Source organism: Haladaptatus halobius (assembly GCF_020618475.1).
GTDB lineage: Archaea > Halobacteriota > Halobacteria > Halobacteriales > Haladaptataceae > Haladaptatus > Haladaptatus halobius.
On record NZ_CP085338.1, the window covers coordinates 565,502 to 583,939 of the forward strand.

The following is an 18,438-nucleotide window of genomic DNA, read 5'->3' on the forward strand; positions in this document are numbered from 1 at the left end:
AGCGTTCGTCCACACATGGTTATCGCCTGTGTTTTATCTGTAACCGTCCACGGGGGAGACAGCGACCGAGACGAACCGCGTGATCCGATAACTGCCTGTACAGACATGCCTAAACAAAACGCGTGCAAGGCGAGCACCTCGATCAACCCTATCCAAGCAGGTAGGAAATCTATGAGGGCATTCATACATCTGCCTGGGGCGAGATTCGTTATTCGTAACCAGATACGTCCAACTATACGTGCTTTCTGGCCGATTATCTTGCTACTCTCGTCAATAATTCTATAAGAGGACTTCGATTTTAACTTGAGCACCGCGTCACCCTCGCCACCAGTACTCTCGTTGATTACGGTAAGTGGCGCAAAGGAAGGCCAGTAAAACGTCCACATAGACATCTTCACTTTATTGTAATCATGGTCATTTCTTTGTTATTTCGTTCCTAAGTCGTTCAAATACGGTTTGAACGATACGAGAACGATGCAACAAAATAGTAATTCACGCAATGAATATGAGACTTTTTATTTTGGATTATATTCCTAAAAAGACGTCGTACGTTAATCGCACCTGCATAGAATCACCATCGAGAATAGCCGTTTATTGGGAGAGACATGGTTGAACGAGGGGGAAACAGTTAGGTGCTGTATAATAAAAGGGACCGCCACTCTCTTCTAAGGTTGTAACTAACGTATTGTTTCGCGTGAAACATACATGTTGCATACAAGATTCCCAATTCCCGGCCACAATTGACGAACACGCCTGATTAGAATGGTATCTAAGGAAGATTCAAATCGCTCTACCATAGCCGATGAGAGCTCCAAAACGGGGCGAAGAGAGCTACTTGCAGCCCTCGGAATGACGCTAGGTAGTGGCTGTATTGAAGAGGCACAATCACTGGTGAGCCGCGATCGACCAGAGCAGATATCGTTTTCTATAAAGACGCTTCCGGCAGACGCAGATCCATGGGCAATTCGTATCGCCCGATTTCTCATTGAGCAACTTAAGGCAGTTGGTATCGCGGCACAAGTCGAACCGATGGAACGAGTCGAGTTGCGTCGCGATATCCTCCTAAATCAGTCGTTTGACTGTTACATCGCCAGCCACCCCGGCTTTCGCGACCCGGATATGTTGCGAACGCTCCTCCATTCCCGCTTCGGCACGGAGGCAGGGTGGCAGAACCCGTTTGGGTATGCGAATCTCAGAGTAGATGAATTGCTAGCGGCGCAACGGCGCCAAAGTGGGCATCAACGGACGAAAACACTTCAAGAACTACAACATGCGATCGCTCGCGACCAACCGTTTACGGTCGTTGCCTTTCCCGACGAAATCCGTGCTATTAGGACGAATCGCTATGATGGATGGACGAATCAGGAAAGCGTCCACTCGCTGCTAGGTTATCTTTCGGTACGATCGCAAGGAAGTACCAACCGACGGCTCAGAATGACGTTGCAAGACTCTCGTCCGACGGAGAATCTCAATCCGTTGTCGGTAGAATTTAGAAACAACGGAACGATTCTTGGTCTACTATACGATTCGGTCGGACGGTGGATAAACGGGCGCGTTCGCCCATGGCTCGCCCAGTCATGGGACTGGCAGTCATCGACAGACAATCTCGTTGCAGAGATAAGCCTCCGAGGTGGGCTGTGGTGGCATGACAATACGGCTCTCACAGCGAAAGACGTCGCGTTTACGTACGAATTTCTCAAAGATACAACACTAGGAACGCAAAAGAGTCCGGTGCCAGCACCTCGGTTCAGGGGAGCGTCATCGGTCATTGAGTCAGCGAAGGCGATCGACGAACAGACGGTTCGTGTTACGTTTGGTACGACTAACCGGGCGGTTGCACTGCAAGCGTTTACGATACCAGTTCTGCCGAAGCACATCTGGAGAACAAAATACAAACAGGCCAAAATCGCGGGATTACGGTCGGACTCGCCTACTACAAAAGCGCTCGTCTGGAATAATATGCAACCCGTCGGTAGCGGTCCGTTGCAGTTTCAGAACGTGGAGCGCAGACAGTCACTGACCTTTGAGCGGTTTGACCGTCACTTCCTTACTCGTACCAAGAAAGATTATGATCTGACACCGGAACCGGAGTACATCGAACGATACGCAGGCGAGATAGGGTTCAAGCAGTTACGGTTTCTCATCGTTCCATCGCCGGCTGCAGCGACGAAGCTTATCCTCAACGGTGACGCAGACGGAACGGCAACTAGCGTGACGGCATCTGAAGTGCGTAGTATCGGACACGCAGAGAACGTCGAGTTACACGTTGACGAGTCATTGCCAATGTACCATCTTGGTTTCAACACCCGGAGGGCACCGTTCAGCAACGTTAGGTTTCGTCGGTCGGTGGCTCAATTATTCGATAAGGCCTTTCTCGTCAAAAGCGTGTTTGGAAGCTACGCCGAACCGGCGACCAGCCCGTTGGCTCGTCACGACTCGCTTGCACCAGAACTCCGCTGGACAGGGGTTGACTCTGAGCTTCCATTCCCAGGTGAAAATGGAGATCTCAATGTAGCAAAGGCAAAGACAGCATTCAAGAATGCCGGATATCGATACACGAACAATGGAAAGCTGCTTCGGCGGTGAAACAGCTTTAGCAAAAATAGGAAGAAAATGATTGGAAAGAGGGAAGTATATGAAAAAGTAAATACTCAAAGGAGAAAGAAGATAAAGCACAAGGAGGGCACGTCATGAGTTTGGCCGAAATTATTGGGTATATATTTGTTGGTGTGACGATAATGTTGGGGGTAGCAACCATGGTTTTTGTCGGATATTCAGGTCTCAATCGCGCTCGTAGCATGTTTCATGAACATCTTCAGGCAGTATTTCCCCATCTTGGACTACTGATCGTTATCCTTGCAGTGAATAAGGTTGCCCGTGAGTATGGCCCTGATCTCTCGTGGGTCATCGGTTGGAATATTACAGGGCTGATTTATACCGTTGAGGGAGATTTCGTTGGTCAAGTCCAATCCCTCGCGACGCCGAACTTGACAATGTATTTCTCGTTTATGTATATCTATGGCTATATCTTCCTACTTGTATTTCCCTTCATCGCCTATTTTTCGCATCCGAAAAGTGACCCATTAAAAGAAACAGCCATCGTTTATGCGGTAAACTACGGGATAGGACTCATCTGCTATATCCTCTTCATCTCATACGGACCACGGAACATGATCCCGGACGTAGTCGACCCCCTCCTCTACTCGTCGTTCCCACAGTCCCAAATACTAACAGGCGAAGTGAATGCGAACACAAATGTATTTCCTTCCCTACATACTTCGCTATCAGTCAGCGTTGCCCTGCTCGCATACAAAACCCGTGAAATGTACTTTGGATGGGCGCTAGTGGCGATTCCCATAGCCGCAAGTATCGTTATTGCCACGATGTACCTTGGCATTCATTGGGGTACAGACGTGTTTGCAGGGATTTTGCTCGGGATTTTAAGTATTCTCGTGGCAGAACGCGTTGTATTTGGAGAGTCTAGAACACTAAATCAGCAATTGGAAAAAGTACAGTAGTCATCTGTGGCGACGAGAGGGCATGGTATGCTAACTCTTGACACTTAGAAACACACACCACGTTTCCAGTGAAACAAGTAAAAGAGGGGGAGGAGGTTGGAGATGAAACAAGGGTGAAGGGTGTTCAGTCAAATAGATTGGTCTACTAAACTACAAACACCAATTTCACTGGAAACGTGGTGTGCAAAGAGTACGTTAATTACACTTCACTTCAAGGAGGGGGTTAACCGTCTGAGATTCCCAGAAATAGACGCTGTGAAAGATGGTGTCGATAAAACCCATTAAGAAACCCTAACAAGGAGGAATTCACTGGAAACGAGGTGTGCTTGAAGGCTATTATCCAATAGTGAATAAACCGAGATGAAATAGAGAAGTAGCAAAGCTAAAGAGACGTAACCTAAAAGATTAGGGGTCATTTAGCTTGTGCGGTGCAGGACGCTAAGCCTCCTCCCTCAACGAGCGAGCGAAGCGAGCGAGGGGGGAGGGGATACAGCGTCCGTCTTCGTTTACTTTCACTGTACGAAAGACTCTTACTACCCCGGCGGGCGAAGAGGGTAGTAAGATGGACGTTCCGTGCTTCCGCTCCTGACTCGCTCACCGCCCCTCTAGAGGCGATTCGCTCCTTGCGGGAGTGGGAGGGACGGCTGTCGTTCGAACGCGACAAGAAGCGTGCGTCAGCCCGTGGAATTCCTCCATCGAGCCAATAGGAGTGGTTCACTCCGAATCCACGCCTGTGGAGTCTGCGCTCCCTGTGCGTCCGTTTGACGTAAAAAAGCGCGACGGAGAAGCAGGAAGCCCCGCCCTCAGCGAGCGCGCTAGCGCGAGCAGGGCGGGGTAGTTCACAACGCTAAATGGATCTTTTCTCATCAAAATAGCTTGGTAGGAATGTTCGACGGAGAAGATGGACACCACGTTTCCAGTGAAATCCAGCCACGATCAAGCTTCACTTCGATTGGAACGCCCGTGACTACGTCACGGGTTACCTATACCTTTTGACTAGCTTAATGGAATATAATGGAATGCACATATATAAAACACACGGACACAAGAAGGGGTCTCAATCTCACCTTCGCTAGTTTCACGGCAGTTATTTCCGATTCTTTGCTCTGACCTCTCCTTCCGCTGTATTTCACTGGAAACCCGGTGTGTGTTTCCGCTTAAATCAGACGGAGAGGTTTCTCGGTATGTGGCTAATTCCTGTGAAAGTGTGGATTGAACCCCAAATATTGCTAACCGCTATCTCATGGTAGAATGCCTTGCTGGTTGCAGTGTGGAAGAGGCCACGTGAGCTACTGAAAGGAAACCTTTTGCCCGTTCCGACTGATGTACGTACAATGTTCGGAACTAGCGGAATCCGTGGACCTGTTGGTGAAGTCGTTACGTCCGAGCTGGCGCTTTCTATCGGTCGGGCGCTTGGCACGACCGACGTGGAGAGCGTCGTTATCGGCCGCGACCCTCGCGAGAGTGGCCGATTCCTCGCTGACGCATTTTCGGCCGGTCTCCGCGAATGCGGGACGGATGTGGTGGACATCGGCCTCGCCGCAACGCCTACGGTCGCCCGAAGCATTACGTGGCAAGACGCCGATGCGGGCGTTTCCATCACCGCATCTCACAACCCACCGACGGATAATGGTATTAAACTTTGGAATCCCTCTGGGCAGGCATTCGATACTAACCAGCGCGCAGAGATCACCAAGCTAGTTGAGGAGAAGACATTCGATCTCGCTAGGTGGGATGAGACTGGCGAGGAAACACAATGGACTGGTGCACATGCCAAACACGTCGAAATACTCAGTGAGGCGGTCTCATCCGCCAATCTCACCGTCGTAGTGGATGTGGGTAATGGGGCAGGACAAGTCACAGCCGACGCTCTCTTCAAACTCGGTTGTGACGTGGAGACGCTGAACGCCCAACCAGACGGTCGATTTCCTGCACGCCCGAGCGAACCAACTGCGGAGAATTGCCGATCACTTTGCGAACACGTTGCGGCCACCAACGCAGATCTCGGCATCGCCCACGATGGCGACGCTGATCGCATGATGGCGGTGGACGAGCACGGAGACTTTCTGTCGGGCGACGTATTGTTAACCCTCTTCGCACGTCAGCGAGCAGGCAAAGGCGAGACCATTGCCACGCCTGTTGATACCAGTCTCATCGTTGAGGATGTATTGGCCGAGCAGGGCGCTGACGTGGTTCGGACACAGGTTGGCGATGTATATGTTGCAGAACGCGCGACCGAACCTGATGTTGTCTTCGGCGGTGAGCAGTCAGGGGCGTGGATCTGGCCTGACCAGACCCTCTGTCCAGACGGTTCACTCGCGGCGTGTCGACTCGCAGAACTAGTCGCCCGAAATGGGCCACTGTCGGAACTCACTACCGAGATTGGCGAGTACCCAATCCGTCGGAAGAACGTCGAGGTTGCAGACAAAGTCAGTCTGATGGAGCGGCTTGCCGACGCCGTCACTGACCGATACGCCGACGCCAACACCATCGACGGCGTGCGTGTCTCGCTTGATGACGGTTGGTTCCTCATCCGCGCAAGCGGAACTGAACCGTTGGTTCGAATCGCTGCAGAGGCTCGCGACCCTGACGCCGCAGACGCCGTGTTTGAGATGGCGGACGAGTTCGTCGCTGAGCACGCAGAGTAATCGGGCGAAACAGCCACCATAGCCGCTTGACTCTGCGATAAGTAAGTGAAAAGCGGTCTCAGAAGGCGTACTGAGACCGAAAGGAAGTGGATGACAGTTGTCCCGTCGACGACTGCCACGGCGACGATGGGACATTAGTTACCTTAACCAGAGATAAGTAATAATTTTTGGCCCGTCAGAAGACACTTTTTATATGATTTCATATGTCGTTATCGCTGGCTTTTCACCCTGATTTCGACGTGGCCGCTGTCTTTGAGCTAGTAGTCCTTCGGTTTCACCTCGTTTCCGTTGACCGTCATCGCCACCGAGACGCCGTCTCTGCTAATGTACTTCTCACCCTCGTACATCACCGAATCTTCGGACATCGCGATTCCGTAGAGGGTTTCCATCGCGTACTCCAGCGTGACGCTCCACAAGTGGGTGTGCTGGTTTTCGTGCAACGAGTGTGGGTACGAACTCGACGGTGACTACAACGCGGCGAAGAACGTCGGATTGAAACTACTAACTGTACCCGAGGGCAAACGTCCCTCGGGGTTGGGCAACGGTCAACTTGCCCTAAAGTCCAGGACAGTGAACATGAGCGACGGCGGTTCCTCCGCTGAATTCCGGCCAGAAGGAGAGTCCCACGGACAAGCCCATAGGCTGATTCATGAACAAGCGATACAAATATTTATTACCGGTCAACTAATCGGCAGAGACCGTCTCGGCGCGGCGACGAGTTAGTGACCCGATAATAAAACGCCCTCCGTCAGACCTATGGACAATGACTGCCCCCGACTGGAGTGCTCGATACCTCGGTCTCGCCGTCTTTGGTACCGCCGGAATGGCCGTCACATGGTTCGTCGACGGTGCATTCATCATTCACGTCGCGCTCGTCACTGCCGCGGCATTCGCGGTGCTGGCGCTGGTTCACGCCCACCGGCTCCGCGACTCACCGCAAAACTGGAAAAACACCCGGTAACCACCCGTTCAACTATTCGACGGTCACGCTCTTCGCCAGATTCCGCGGTTTGTCGATGGGGCGACCGAGGTCGTAAGCCGCGTAGTATGAGACCAACTGCAACTGGACGTTTGCTAGTAGCCCTGACCAGACAGGGTGGGTGTTGGGAATATTGAGGAAAGTATCCGCGATGTTCACCGACGGATGGTTCTCGTTTGCTACAGCGATGATGGGTGCGCCACGCGCCTGCGCTTCTTCTGCGTTCTTCAGCGTCTTCTCGTCGTTGTTGCCGTTGAACAGCGCGAACACCGGCGTATCTGGTGTCACGAGCGCAAGTGGACCATGTTTCAGTTCGCCAGAGGCGAAGCCTTCAGCGTGCTCGTAGGTTATCTCCTTGAATTTCAGCGCGCCCTCCTTAGCAACGGCGTTGTTCAACCCTCGCCCGATGAAGAAAAACGATTGGCTGCCAGAGTATTGGTTCGCGATGCGTTTTGCTTCGGTCGAGGCGAGCACCTGTTCGACGTGTTCCGGCAAGTGATCTAGACTTCGCAGGAGCTCTGCTCTGTCCTCCGGTGGACTCGCCGTCTCGATATCTTCAGCGAGTTGGATAGCGAGCAGAGTGAGCGTGACCGCTTGCGAGGAGAACGTCTTGGTGGCGGCGACGCCGATTTCGGGGCCGGCACGGATGAATAGCGCATCGTCGGCTCTGCGGGCCGCCGTCGAACCCATTACGTTCGTCACTGTGACGGCTCGTGCGCCCTGTTCCTGGGCCTGTCGGAGCGCCCCGAGTGTGTCCGCCGTCTCACCGCTCTGCGTGACCGCGATGACCAGCGTATTCTCCGTGACCGGTCCAGGTGTCGAACCGACGTACTCGCTGGCGCGGAATGTTTGCGCTCGAATGCCGGCTTCGTTGAGTAAGTGTTGGCCGTAGAGAGCTGCGTGGTAGGACGTACCGCACGCGACAAAGTGCACGTCATCAACACCGCTGAACGTTCCTTCGGGGAAGTCTTTAAGATTGATCTTACCGTCTTTTACCCGACCCTCGATCGTGTTCGCCAGCGCGTTGGGCTGAGTATTTATCTCTTTCAGCATATAGTGTTCGTACCCACCCTTCCCGGCGTCCTCGGGATTCCAGTCGATGCGTTCGACGTCGCGAGTGACGCGCTTTCCGTCGAGGTCGGTCATCGTGACGCCATTTGGTTCTAGAATCGCAATGTCACCATCTTTGAAGTAGACGACGTTGTCGGTATGATCGAGGAAGGCAGGCACGTCGCTGGCAAGGTAGTACTCGTCGTTATCTAGCCCGAGGATGAGCGGCGAACCCTGTCGAGCCGCGTAGATGGCGTCCACGCCATCCACGAGCGCTGCGACCGCGTAGCTCCCTTCGAGGTCGCGGATAGTCATCCGGAATGCGTCCTCGATGCTCGATGCCGATTCGAGATAATGTTCGAAGAGATGTGGGATGACTTCAGTGTCGGTGTCGCTCGTGAACTCGTGTCCTTGCTTTTTGAGCCACTCCTTCAGTTCTACGTAGTTCTCGATGATCCCATTGTGGACGACGGCGACTTTGTCGGTCTCACTCGTATGCGGGTGGGCGTTCTCGTCGGTCGGTGGGCCGTGCGTGCTCCAGCGGGTGTGACCGATTCCCACGTTTCCGTTTGGGACATTCCCGACGATCGTATCCTTCAGATCCGATATTTGCCCTGACCGCTTATAGACGGAAATTCCTGCGCCGTTTTGAATTGCGACACCAGCCGAGTCGTACCCTCGATATTCAAGGTTCTCAAGCCCTGTGACAAGTTTTGTGATAGCATCACCGTCACCGATACGGGCGATGATTCCACACATCTACGTTTCCTCCTGTCGAAGTACAGACTGCTCGAGATACATCTCGGAGGCAGGCTGTCGCTCCGTGGAGCAGCCCGTTCTGGAACGAACTGTTGCGTGTCCGTCTATTGGCTTTGGGTGGTTCATGGGTGTATATCCTGTAGCCACACCGTCGAATCCCAGGAACGACGGCTGGCCCTTGTCATGGATATTCCACCCTAGCCCCATTACTATAGACTGATTAAGGTGGTACCTTAGTAGGGCTGTAAATGAATAGATGACAGGTCATTCATGTGCTATAGAAGGTGATACTTGTTTGAAATCGATAAGGAAAATATGGTTGTACTGGAAGTTACAAAACTTACCCATGGGAAAATTGCGTTATCAGTCTTCATCCTGTTGTGAGTCGGGTTTCCCCAACTCCTGACCATAAAGAATGACGATGTTCTTTCGACCGATGTTTATCTTGCTTATTTGTTGGTTGTCCTCCATCTTTGAGAGTAATCGACTCACTTTTGATTTTGACCAACCGGTTTTATCGATGATGCGACTTTGCGGAAGTCGGCCACCGTTTTCGCGTATGAGGTTGAGTACACGATCCTCATCGGTAACAACCTTCTCTGTTTGAACTGTAGGTTGTGAATTTGTGTCGGGGTGTTCGTCACGGGCGAAAACAGTTAGAAACCAGTTTGTTCCGTTGCGCTGAATCAGTAGTGCCCCTCCAATGAGCAGCGTGAATAAGATAAGGTAGAGCCCTCCTATGATAAAACTGCTAGTTGGATTAGTCCCAACTTCATGCTCAAATTCATCGTTCAAACCGTCCTTGTCTGTGTCCTTTTTAGTGGGATCCGTATTGATTTTTTTCTCACGTCCGTCGTTGAGTCCGTCATTGTCTGTGTCTTTTTTAGTTGGATCTGTGACGCTTTCAACTTCCTCGCTATCGTTCAATCCGTCGCCGTCAGTGTCTGCCTTGATTGGGTTTGTGTGGATATCTTGCTCCGCGGCATCTGTCAGGCCATCGTCGTCCGTATCTGCATTACTGGCATTCGTCCCAAGCTCGTCTTCACTTTTGTCGTCCAATCCATCTTCATCTGTGTCGGGTTTGGTCGGGTCTGTCCCTAGTGTTATCTCGTAGGCGTCAGGGAGCCCGTCACTATCGGTGTCAGTATTTGTCGCGTCCGTCTTGTAATTGTTTACTTCTTCACCATCTTCGAGCCCGTCTGCATCGGTGTCCTTGCTTGTGGTGTTCGTTCCGAGTTTAATTTCTTCTTCATTCGTCAGACTATCGCTGTCTAAGTCGCCAGATTTTGTGAGTATATAGACTGAAATATTTTTCCGAGTCAGGATTGACTTCTCATCTTTAACTGTGATCATCGCAGTTTGCTGGCCAGTTGCATTCGACGAAACATTACTAAATGTAAAATTGATATTTTGGACGGCATTCCTTGTGAGCGATGCATCTTGGCATTTGGATGTCGTTGTATTATTGCTGCTTGGCTCTCGGAGGTTCATACAAATCTCATGATTACCGGACTGGTTTCCTGCATAGAGGGTTACACTCAGGTTATGAGCCTCTGACTGCCAAAGATATGTGACGTTTTCTTCGGTTTTGATAACACCTGGTCCTGAGTATGAAGCGTCCTGGATGACAGGTGCATTACTCGATGGAGTTTCTAATGTGGAAGAAATTCCAGTAAATAGAAGCAGGCACGTGAAGAATATTACAAGTGTCCTATGAGTCATTTTTCGAAGTTAGGCTTCTGTTTCGGCACTTAAACCGTTCTGTGTTTTGCACTCTCTTAGGAAGTATTTTTCCTTTAGGGTTGTAGTTCTACCGTATACATTTTTTGGCTTAGTAGTAGTTTTTACTACTATTATATACCTCTAATCGGATATAATTTGTCAATTTTCGAATCAATATGCATGCAGAAAATCTGCCAACATTTTCATTAACTCGTAGCAAAGAATATGCAAAAATCCACTGACGGTGTATGATAGCGCTAAAACCTCGCGGTAGGGCAGGATACAGCGCTGTTTTTGCTCACTGTATAGCATGTTCTTACTCCTCTTGCGGTCCAATGGGGTAGAGGGTCGGCGACTACCGTTGCGTTAGAATCCAAGAACACGGATACACAACCGGGTATTTTCTCCGATTCAATCACGACTTCACCGCGCTATTCCTGACGACGCGAAGTTCAAGCAGGTCACGCTCAAGAAAGAGCCGACCGGTGAATGGTTTGCTAACTTCGGCGTTGAAGTAGAGCATCACCAGAGAAACCCGAGACACCCGAGAAGGTCGTCGGTATCGACGTGAGGATTCTCAAGCATGCCCACAACACCGACGGCATAGCCGTTGAATTGCTCGACCTATCGGACGAACGCGAGCGACTGGAACGCGAGCAACGCACGCTCTCACGGAAACAACACGGGTCGAACAACTACGAAAAGCAACGGCGGCGGGTAGCGGAGTGTCACGCCGACCTCCGACGCAAGCGCAGTGACTTCTTGCATAAGTTGTCGCACTACTACGCCCTTGAGTACGACCTTGTGGCCGTCGAAGACCTGAACGTCGCCGGGATGTTGCAGTTCGGTTCGAACTCACGCAATCGAGCATCTGCCGCATGGCGGACGTTTCTTCGGATGCTCGAATACAAGTATGAACGCGAAGGAACGCACTACGTTCCGGTGAACCCACGAGGGACGACCAAAGAGTGTGCAGCCTGCGGTGTGTCGTCCGAGAAGCCGATCTGGGTGCGTGAGCACTCTTGTCCGTCGTGTGGATTCACAGCGGATAGGGACCGGAACGCGGCCTACAATATCCTCGTTCGCGGATTGAAACAGATAGGAGCGGGATGCTCCGAATCAACGCCTGTGAAGACTGCGCTTCCTACGGGAAACGCTTCGGTTCCTGTAAAGTGCGTCATAGAAGCAGGAAGCCCCGTCCTCACCGCGCGAAGCGCGTAGGGCGGGGTAGTTCACGCGAGCTGATGATAAAACGTCAGAATACAGAACATTCCAAGAATAAGAACATCGACCATTCCTTGCGGAACCAATGTGAAAGGAGTGACTCCGAGTATTGTTCCAACGAGAAGCATCGTACCTACGCCAGACGTGCCAAGATAGTGGTAAACCCAGCGAAGATGCTCGTTTTCACCGTCTGATTCATCGTCTACTCCGGTTTCAGCCGGTTCAAGATAGTTGTAGAGCATGTCTGCCGCGGATGTCTTTTGAACCGTCCCGCGATTCTGATCATACTCAATAATACCCTCTTCGTCAAGCTTTGGAAGATGGGACTGGTAGAGAGGAATATATATGCGCTGGCGCTCGCTTGACGAGAGGGCCTGTACTGTAGTATCGTTTTCCCACGCCGCCACCTGTTCGGCGAGGTCGCGCATTGCTACTTGCCCATCAAGATTATGTAGGTATCGTAAAATATTACGCCGCCGCTCGTTCTGCAAAAGATGATATATTTGATCTTCCTCCAATTCTAACGACGGATTCGATGCAACCATATTAGGCTGGTCTTTAACTTGTTGCGTCGCGCTCATAATTATGAGATTCTGGAGGAGAGGTAATAAAGCGGGAAGGTATTCCCGGGTGTTGCAGTCAATTTTTGATTGTTCTCATTCGGTTTTCGCATTTCAAACTGTTTATTGAGTTCATCCACGCTCTTTTATCTCAATTTTAAACTGCGTAAATTCCCAGGATGAATTATCCTAGTCAATCTGACGAATTTGTTTCTACTCTCCTAATCTCGTATGCTTAGTCAAACAAACTGACCATTAGTTAGGCAGTTATCACATGTCTAAATATAGATAAGTTTATCATGTGTCGATCTCACATGGTGATCACCCGACGAAACACCGATTTCAGGATACAAATGCCTTAGCCACTGTATAATAAAGCCTACTGGGTTCCACCCATTCTGGTGAGGCTTGCGTCCGACCGGACGTGCGAGGGCAAGCATTACCTCCGAACCCCTTGTCACCGGTCGCTCCGTGTCGCGCTGTCGACACCGGAGAGCGAAACGACGGAGGACAATCACTCATGAACCCGACGATAGGAGATATCGACAGTCAGCCAGAACACTCTAGAAGCGACGAGAGCGACATTAAAAAGAGCCAAGACGCCACCATCTGTGTCGTCGGCTTGGGTTATGTTGGCCTTCCGCTGGCGGTCGGATTTGATCAAGAAGGGTACAGCGTCGTCGGTTTCGACATCGACGACACGAAGGTCGAAACTCTTCGCAGTGGTATGGACACAACGGGCGATCTCGGCAATGAGACTATTACTGAGAGCGATATCACGTACACGACCGACTCGAACGAAATCGCCCATGCGGACTACGTGATGATCACCGTCCCGACCCCGGTGGATCAGAACCTACAGCCGAATCTCGACTTTATAGAGAGTGCCGGAAACGCTGTCGGTAATCATATATCTTCTGACACAACGGTCATCCTCGAATCAACCGTCTTCCCTGGCGCAACACGTGAGGTGCTCGTCCCCGCCATTGAGGAGACTTCGGAATTGATCTGCGGTGAGGATTTTTACGTCGGCTACTCTCCCGAGCGTGCGACGCCAGGTGACCCTGAACATGGCCTACGCGATGTAGTGAAGGTTGTCGGCGGTATGAATAGCGATGTCTGCGACGACATCGCCGATCTCTATGCGACGGTCATCGACGCAGGCGTTCACAAAGCCGACTCCATTGAGGTTGCAGAGGCAAGTAAGGTCGTCGAGAATATTCAACGTGATCTAAACATCGCTCTCGTGAATGAACTGGCGATGGCCTTCGACAGCATGGACATGGACATCGATACGCGCGCCGTGCTTGAAGCATCGGGCACGAAGTGGAACTTTCACCATTACCGCCCCGGACTGGTCGGCGGTCACTGTATCCCTGTCGACCCGTATTTCTTCATTCACCGCTCCAAACAGTCTGGTTACACGCCGCGCCTCGTCGAACAGGCCCGTACTGTGAACGAGTCAATGCCTGCTCACATCTCGAATATGATGATAAAGGAGTTGAATCAAGCGGGTAAGACCCTTCGAGACAGCCGTGTCCTCGTGCTTGGACTGACCTACAAGGCGAACGTGGCTGATATCCGTGCTTCGAAGGTGGACGGCATCATCCGCCAGCTTCACGAGTTCGATATTGATGTCGTCGGCTACGACCCACATGGAGACAATAACCTCATGCACGAGAAATTTGGCATTCCGATACAGGAAGAGAATGAACTTTCCTTCGAGGCGTTCGACGGTGTCATCCTCTCTACGCCCCACCGCGAGTTCTACGATGTGGACCTGGAGGATGCCCAGTCACGGATGAACGAGAATCCCGTTCTCGTGGATGTGACCGGTGCGCTCGACGCCGAGGCAGTCTCTCAAGCTGATTTCGCCTATCGGAGGGTATAGATGTACGAGGGGCACACGATAGGCGTCGTCGTGCCCGCGTACAACGAAGAGGGGTTCGTCGGCGACGTCCTCGATTCGCTCCCCGACTTCGTAGACCGCGTCTACGCCGTAGATGACGCCTCGACCGACGGTACGTGGGACGAGATTTGCGCACACTCGGCCATCAAGCGCGCGCCGCGCGCAGGCGTGAGCGACGACACTGACAGTCAGGTCGTCGCCATCCGACACGAACAAAATCGCGGTGCCGGTGGGGCTATCAAGACGGGCTACCTCGCCGCTCGCAACGACGGTATCGACGTAACCGTCACCATCGACGCGGACGGACAGATGAACCCCGGCATGATGACGCGGTTCATCGACCCTATCGTGACTGATGAGGCCGATTACGCGAAGGGCAACCGCCTCTCGAATCCCGAATATCGCCACGATATGCCGCGATTCCGGCTAATCGGCAACTATCTGCTGACCGGTCTGACGCGCATCGCCAGCGGCTACTGGGATGTAACCGACCCGCAGAACGGTTACACTGCCATTTCAATTGCGGCGCTCGAAGCCATCGACCTGGAAAAGATGTATGAATACTACGGCTACTGCAACGATATTCTCGTGAAGCTGAACGTTGCCGGGATGCGAGTCGTCGATGTGGACATGCCCGCCACCTACGGCGACGAGGAAAGCAGCATCAAGTACGGCGACTACATCCCCAAAGTATCGCTCATGCTCCTCCGGACCTTCCTCTGGCGTCTTAAGTCGCGCTACCGAACGCACCCTCTTGGACTCGCCTACGGTCTCGGTGTCGTCGGAGTGCTGCTAGGTGTCGTCCTCGGCGTGCGCGCGTTTGGCGCAGCGCTCATCGGGACGAAGAGCTCTGACGCACGCAAATCACTTGCGTCGTTCGCAGTGGGCACGTTCGGCGTTCTCGCCGGAATCATCCTCGATAGGAGGAAAAACTGATGAGAGTGTTCGTCACCATTCAGCATCCGGCACACGTCCACTTCTTCCGCAACGCCATTGCGGAACTTGAGAGCGAGGGTCATGACGTTCACGTCTTTGCCCGCGAGAAAGAGATGGCGGTCGACCTGCTTCAGCGGTACGACATCAGCCATGAAGTTTTGGCTGGCACCGCATCAGGGCTATCGCAATTAGCGCGAGTGCAGGCCACATACGAGGCGCGCCTGCTCCACCGCGCAGTGCGGCTGAAACCCGACGTGATAACCGCCATCGGCGGCGTCGCGGCGGCTCACGTCGCCAAACTCGTCGGAGCACGGAGCGCCGTCTTCTATGACACGGAGCATGCAAAGCTCATTCAGAACCTCGCGTTTCCGTTCGCGGACGCCGTGTACACGCCCGACTGCTACACGGGAAGCGTTGGACCGAAGCAGGTGCGGTATCCCGGCTATCACGAACTTGCGTACCTCCATCCGGACAGGTTCACGCCTGATCCAAGCGTGTTCTCCAATCTCGGCCTCGACCCGGAGGACGCGTTCGTCGTCCTCAGACTCATCGAGTGGGGGGCGTCACACGATGTAGGACAGGCTGGATTCGACAATGTGCATGACGTTGTCTCCCAGCTCGAAGCAGCGGGCGCGGAGGTGCTCATCACGTCGGAGGGGTCGCTTCCGTCGGCACTCGAATCACGCCGCGCGACAGTCGATCCCCATCGGATGCACGACCTATTAGCCTACGCTGACTTATTCGTCGGTGAGGGCGCGACGATGGCGGCGGAGAGCGCTGTCCTCGGAACACCCGCCATCTACGTCAACACACTCACAATGGGTTACACGGACGAACTGGATGAACGCTATGGACTGCTCTTCAACTGTCAGGAGGACGACCGCCACGCCCGAGCTCTGGAGAAGGCGGTCGAAATCCTTGAAGGCGACGACGATTGGCAGGAACGACGCAGACGATTGCTCGCCGACAAGATCGATACGACCGACGTGATTATACGCGCAGTCACCGGCCATGGCCGACGAACGAGCGGTCAGGCCGGCAAGCCAGGCGCAGAGGTTTAAATATCATGATGAATCCACGACCCGATGGAGGACGACGATAACCCATGTTCGGACAGATGTCCAGTTGGCTGAAACAGCGACGGCTCGATGTCGACGCCGCTATCATCGGCTTCATCATCGCACTTTGCTTGTTCCCGCTGCGATTTTTTGCATCGCAGGTGTATATTAAAACGATCCCTATCGTCCTCGGGCTGGCCTGTGCGCTCTACCTCCTCGCGGTTCGCAACGACCGCGAGACGATGGAGATATTCCCGTCCTTCTCGCGCCCAGTGGCACAGCTCCTTCCGAGCGTTGTCTTCTTGACGACGGCGGTGATGGTCGCCGTCGCGCTCTACTCGGGAGAGCGTTCTGTTCTCTTCCACCTCCTCACGGCCATTGCGGGAACGTTCATTACGCTTCAGATACTGTTCACCGACGACGACGATTTCCTCCCGTCGCTCCTGCTCGCACAGATTCTCGTATTGGCAGTCATCGTCCGGTTCATGGCGGTGTATACCACACCGTCGTATGTCGGCATCGACATCTGGACGCATATCACGCAATTGGCACAGGGCGTCTTTAACCAGCATTCGCTCTCGGCCATGCAGGGAGACAAGCACATCGCCGCGCCACTGTACCACTTGCTGGTCGCATCGTCGGCGATGCTGTATGACGTGTCCATCCGTAATGCGCTCTATCTCTCCGTGGGCGTCGCAATGCCCGCGGCCATCCTGTTCGTTTATGGGGCGACGAAACTCCTCGCGCCGGCGCGGTGGGCGGTGTTTGCGGCGATGCTCTACTCGATCGGTGATTACTTCATCGAGTGGGGTATCCACCTCATCCCGACGAGCCACGGGCTGGTATTCTTCCTCGCCATCATTTATGCGCTCCTGCGTATCATGCAGTTGGAGTACAATGCGCGGGACTTCAGCCTACTCGTGCTCCTCTCCATCGCCATCATCCTAACCCACCAAGTCTCGACGTTCATCATGCTTGTCGTCCTATTTTCGGGGCTGCTCGCGCAGTTCGTTCTCAAACTCGGCTTCTTCCAGGTGACGGCTCGTAGGCCGGGCGCCTATCGGAAGATGGAGCCGGTGAACCTCGCGGGACTACTCGCGTTCGATATGGGTCTCATTACGTTCATGTGGTCGTTCACACCGTACAACGGTGATTCATTCCTCGAGACGGTGTTATCGTATCTTGCACAGACGATGAAAGAGAGTTTCGGCATTTTAAATCTCGCCAGCAAGAACCCCGAGAGTATTCCGCTTCCGAAACCGACGTTCATCGCGACCGTTGCGGAGTACATTGACACGATGGGCTTCTTGATACTGTTCGGACTGACCGTCGTTGGCTGTCTGTACGTCCTCCGGCGAAAGCGCATCTCGCACTCGGTATTCACACTGCTCTTCGCGACCGTCGTGATGACAGTGTTCACACTCGGCCTGCCGATGTTTGGCATCCGAAACTTCATCCCGCAGCGATGGTTCGCATTCCTCTATGCGCCGATGGCGATTCTCGCCGCACTTGGCGTGGGATATCTCGTCCACAACCTCGACCGGCGCATCATCGTCGCCACTCTACTCGTCGTGGCGTGCCTCTACCCAAGCGTGATGGTGATGTCGAGTCACGGTGCTATCGACAGCCCCGTCTTCCCAAGTGAACAGGAGCGGTTGTCCTATACCGAACCCGAGATGGCCGCCGTCCACACCATCGCGAACATGACCGGATCGCCGGACTCCGCAAACATCTACCCGAACCAAGTGGCGAGAACGGATCACCCCTATCAGACGGTGTTTGCCAGAACAGGATCATATCCGGCGGACGCGGCCAACATCTCAGTGAAGAACAGGAAGGCCCCGGCTAAGCATCCGATCACTATCTACCGGAAATATCAGTCGACCGGCGCGCCACAGTTCCGACTCGTCAATAAAAGCGCGAATGCTAGCGTCCCAGTTCGACGAACCGTTTCGCGCAAACAGATGTGCCGTCCCGGCCAAAGCATCCTTTATACGAACGGAGATGTCACGATGTGCGCAAACCGGTCGGTATAGAAGGGAACCCTTTTCTCATGCCCCGGTAGACTTTGGGGT

The 18,438-nt window shown here is 53.1% G+C and carries 12 protein-coding genes and 1 pseudogene; 9 read left to right on the plus strand and 4 right to left on the minus strand.

Annotation, left to right across the window (positions count from 1 at the left end; translation table 11 throughout):
- The first annotated feature begins 891 nt into the window (after positions 1 to 891).
- From LIW51_RS30190 to glmM, 3 genes are all read left to right on the plus strand, one after another.
- Positions 892 to 2,586, plus strand: coding sequence for an ABC transporter substrate-binding protein (locus tag LIW51_RS30190; RefSeq protein WP_227379231.1), 1,695 nt, complete (start codon positions 892 to 894; stop codon positions 2,584 to 2,586).
- A gap of 104 nt (positions 2,587 to 2,690) precedes the next feature.
- Complete coding sequence (locus LIW51_RS30195; protein ID WP_227379232.1) at positions 2,691 to 3,518, plus strand: phosphatase PAP2 family protein; 828 nt, start codon at positions 2,691 to 2,693, stop codon at positions 3,516 to 3,518.
- A 1,334-nt stretch (positions 3,519 to 4,852) separates the two neighbouring features.
- Complete coding sequence (glmM, locus tag LIW51_RS30200; RefSeq protein WP_227379233.1) at positions 4,853 to 6,166, plus strand: phosphoglucosamine mutase; 1,314 nt, start codon at positions 4,853 to 4,855, stop codon at positions 6,164 to 6,166.
- Between the two features lie 257 nt (positions 6,167 to 6,423).
- On the opposite strand, the gene LIW51_RS30205 is transcribed toward glmM, so the two are convergent.
- The gene (locus LIW51_RS30205; protein ID WP_227379234.1) at positions 6,424 to 6,606 is read right to left on the minus strand and encodes a hypothetical protein; all 183 of its coding nucleotides are present in this window, start codon (positions 6,604 to 6,606) and stop codon (positions 6,424 to 6,426) included.
- 323 nt (positions 6,607 to 6,929) lie between these two features.
- Between LIW51_RS30205 and LIW51_RS30210 the strand changes: the two genes are divergently transcribed.
- Complete coding sequence (locus tag LIW51_RS30210) at positions 6,930 to 7,127, plus strand: hypothetical protein (RefSeq protein ID WP_227379235.1); 198 nt, start codon at positions 6,930 to 6,932, stop codon at positions 7,125 to 7,127.
- 12 nt (positions 7,128 to 7,139) lie between these two features.
- Here LIW51_RS30210 and glmS read toward each other — a convergent pair whose 3' ends face one another.
- Both glmS and LIW51_RS30220 read right to left on the minus strand, forming a co-directional pair.
- Complete coding sequence (gene glmS, locus LIW51_RS30215; protein WP_227379236.1) at positions 7,140 to 8,954, minus strand: glutamine--fructose-6-phosphate transaminase (isomerizing); 1,815 nt, start codon at positions 8,952 to 8,954, stop codon at positions 7,140 to 7,142.
- Positions 8,955 to 9,317: 363 nt separating this feature from the next.
- Complete coding sequence (locus tag LIW51_RS30220) at positions 9,318 to 10,445, minus strand: helix-turn-helix transcriptional regulator (RefSeq protein WP_227379237.1); 1,128 nt, start codon at positions 10,443 to 10,445, stop codon at positions 9,318 to 9,320.
- A 640-nt stretch (positions 10,446 to 11,085) separates the two neighbouring features.
- Between LIW51_RS30220 and LIW51_RS30225 the strand changes: the two are divergent.
- Positions 11,086 to 11,897 (plus strand): annotated as a pseudogene (locus tag LIW51_RS30225) (RNA-guided endonuclease InsQ/TnpB family protein); the annotation flags it as partial.
- Positions 11,898 to 11,908: 11 nt separating this feature from the next.
- Here LIW51_RS30225 and LIW51_RS30230 read toward each other — a convergent pair.
- Positions 11,909 to 12,481: a DUF7344 domain-containing protein gene (locus LIW51_RS30230; RefSeq protein WP_227379238.1), complete on the minus strand. Its 573-nt coding sequence runs from the start codon at positions 12,479 to 12,481 to the stop codon at positions 11,909 to 11,911.
- Between the two features lie 499 nt (positions 12,482 to 12,980).
- Between LIW51_RS30230 and LIW51_RS30235 the strand changes: the two genes are divergently transcribed.
- Genes LIW51_RS30235 through LIW51_RS30250 form a run of 4 tightly spaced genes read left to right on the plus strand, consistent with a single transcriptional unit; the run spans position 12,981 to position 18,399 of the window.
- Positions 12,981 to 14,351, plus strand: a complete 1,371-nt coding sequence (locus tag LIW51_RS30235; RefSeq protein ID WP_227379239.1) for a nucleotide sugar dehydrogenase — start codon at positions 12,981 to 12,983, stop codon at positions 14,349 to 14,351.
- Positions 14,352 to 15,305 carry a glycosyltransferase family 2 protein gene (locus LIW51_RS30240; protein WP_227379240.1) on the plus strand — a complete coding sequence of 318 codons (954 nt, stop codon included), beginning with the start codon at positions 14,352 to 14,354 and terminating at the stop codon, positions 15,303 to 15,305.
- Positions 15,305 to 16,366 carry a DUF354 domain-containing protein gene (locus LIW51_RS30245; RefSeq protein WP_227379241.1) on the plus strand — a complete coding sequence of 354 codons (1,062 nt, stop codon included), beginning with the start codon at positions 15,305 to 15,307 and terminating at the stop codon, positions 16,364 to 16,366. Before LIW51_RS30240 ends, LIW51_RS30245 begins: the two co-directional genes overlap by 1 nt.
- A 44-nt stretch (positions 16,367 to 16,410) precedes the next feature.
- Complete coding sequence (locus LIW51_RS30250) at positions 16,411 to 18,399, plus strand: hypothetical protein (protein ID WP_227379242.1); 1,989 nt, start codon at positions 16,411 to 16,413, stop codon at positions 18,397 to 18,399.
- Positions 18,400 to 18,438 lie beyond the last annotated feature (39 nt).

What these genes read in the sequence shown, in the direction of transcription:
- LIW51_RS30195 (WP_227379232.1), top strand. Translation starts at nt 2,691, where the DNA reads ATGAGTTTGGCCGAAATTATTGGGTATATATTTGTTGGTGTGACGATA.
- glmM (WP_227379233.1), top strand. Translation starts at nt 4,853, where the DNA reads ATGTTCGGAACTAGCGGAATCCGTGGACCTGTTGGTGAAGTCGTTACG.
- LIW51_RS30210 (WP_227379235.1), top strand. Translation starts at nt 6,930, where the DNA reads ATGACTGCCCCCGACTGGAGTGCTCGATACCTCGGTCTCGCCGTCTTT.
- glmS (WP_227379236.1), bottom strand. Translation starts at nt 8,954, where the DNA reads ATGTGTGGAATCATCGCCCGTATCGGTGACGGTGATGCTATCACAAAA.
- LIW51_RS30220 (WP_227379237.1), bottom strand. Translation starts at nt 10,445, where the DNA reads ATGAACCTCCGAGAGCCAAGCAGCAATAATACAACGACATCCAAATGC.
- LIW51_RS30230 (WP_227379238.1), bottom strand. Translation starts at nt 12,481, where the DNA reads ATGAGCGCGACGCAACAAGTTAAAGACCAGCCTAATATGGTTGCATCG.
- LIW51_RS30235 (WP_227379239.1), top strand. Translation starts at nt 12,981, where the DNA reads ATGAACCCGACGATAGGAGATATCGACAGTCAGCCAGAACACTCTAGA.
- LIW51_RS30240 (WP_227379240.1), top strand. Translation starts at nt 14,352, where the DNA reads ATGTACGAGGGGCACACGATAGGCGTCGTCGTGCCCGCGTACAACGAA.
- LIW51_RS30245 (WP_227379241.1), top strand. Translation starts at nt 15,305, where the DNA reads ATGAGAGTGTTCGTCACCATTCAGCATCCGGCACACGTCCACTTCTTC.
- LIW51_RS30250 (WP_227379242.1), top strand. Translation starts at nt 16,411, where the DNA reads ATGTTCGGACAGATGTCCAGTTGGCTGAAACAGCGACGGCTCGATGTC.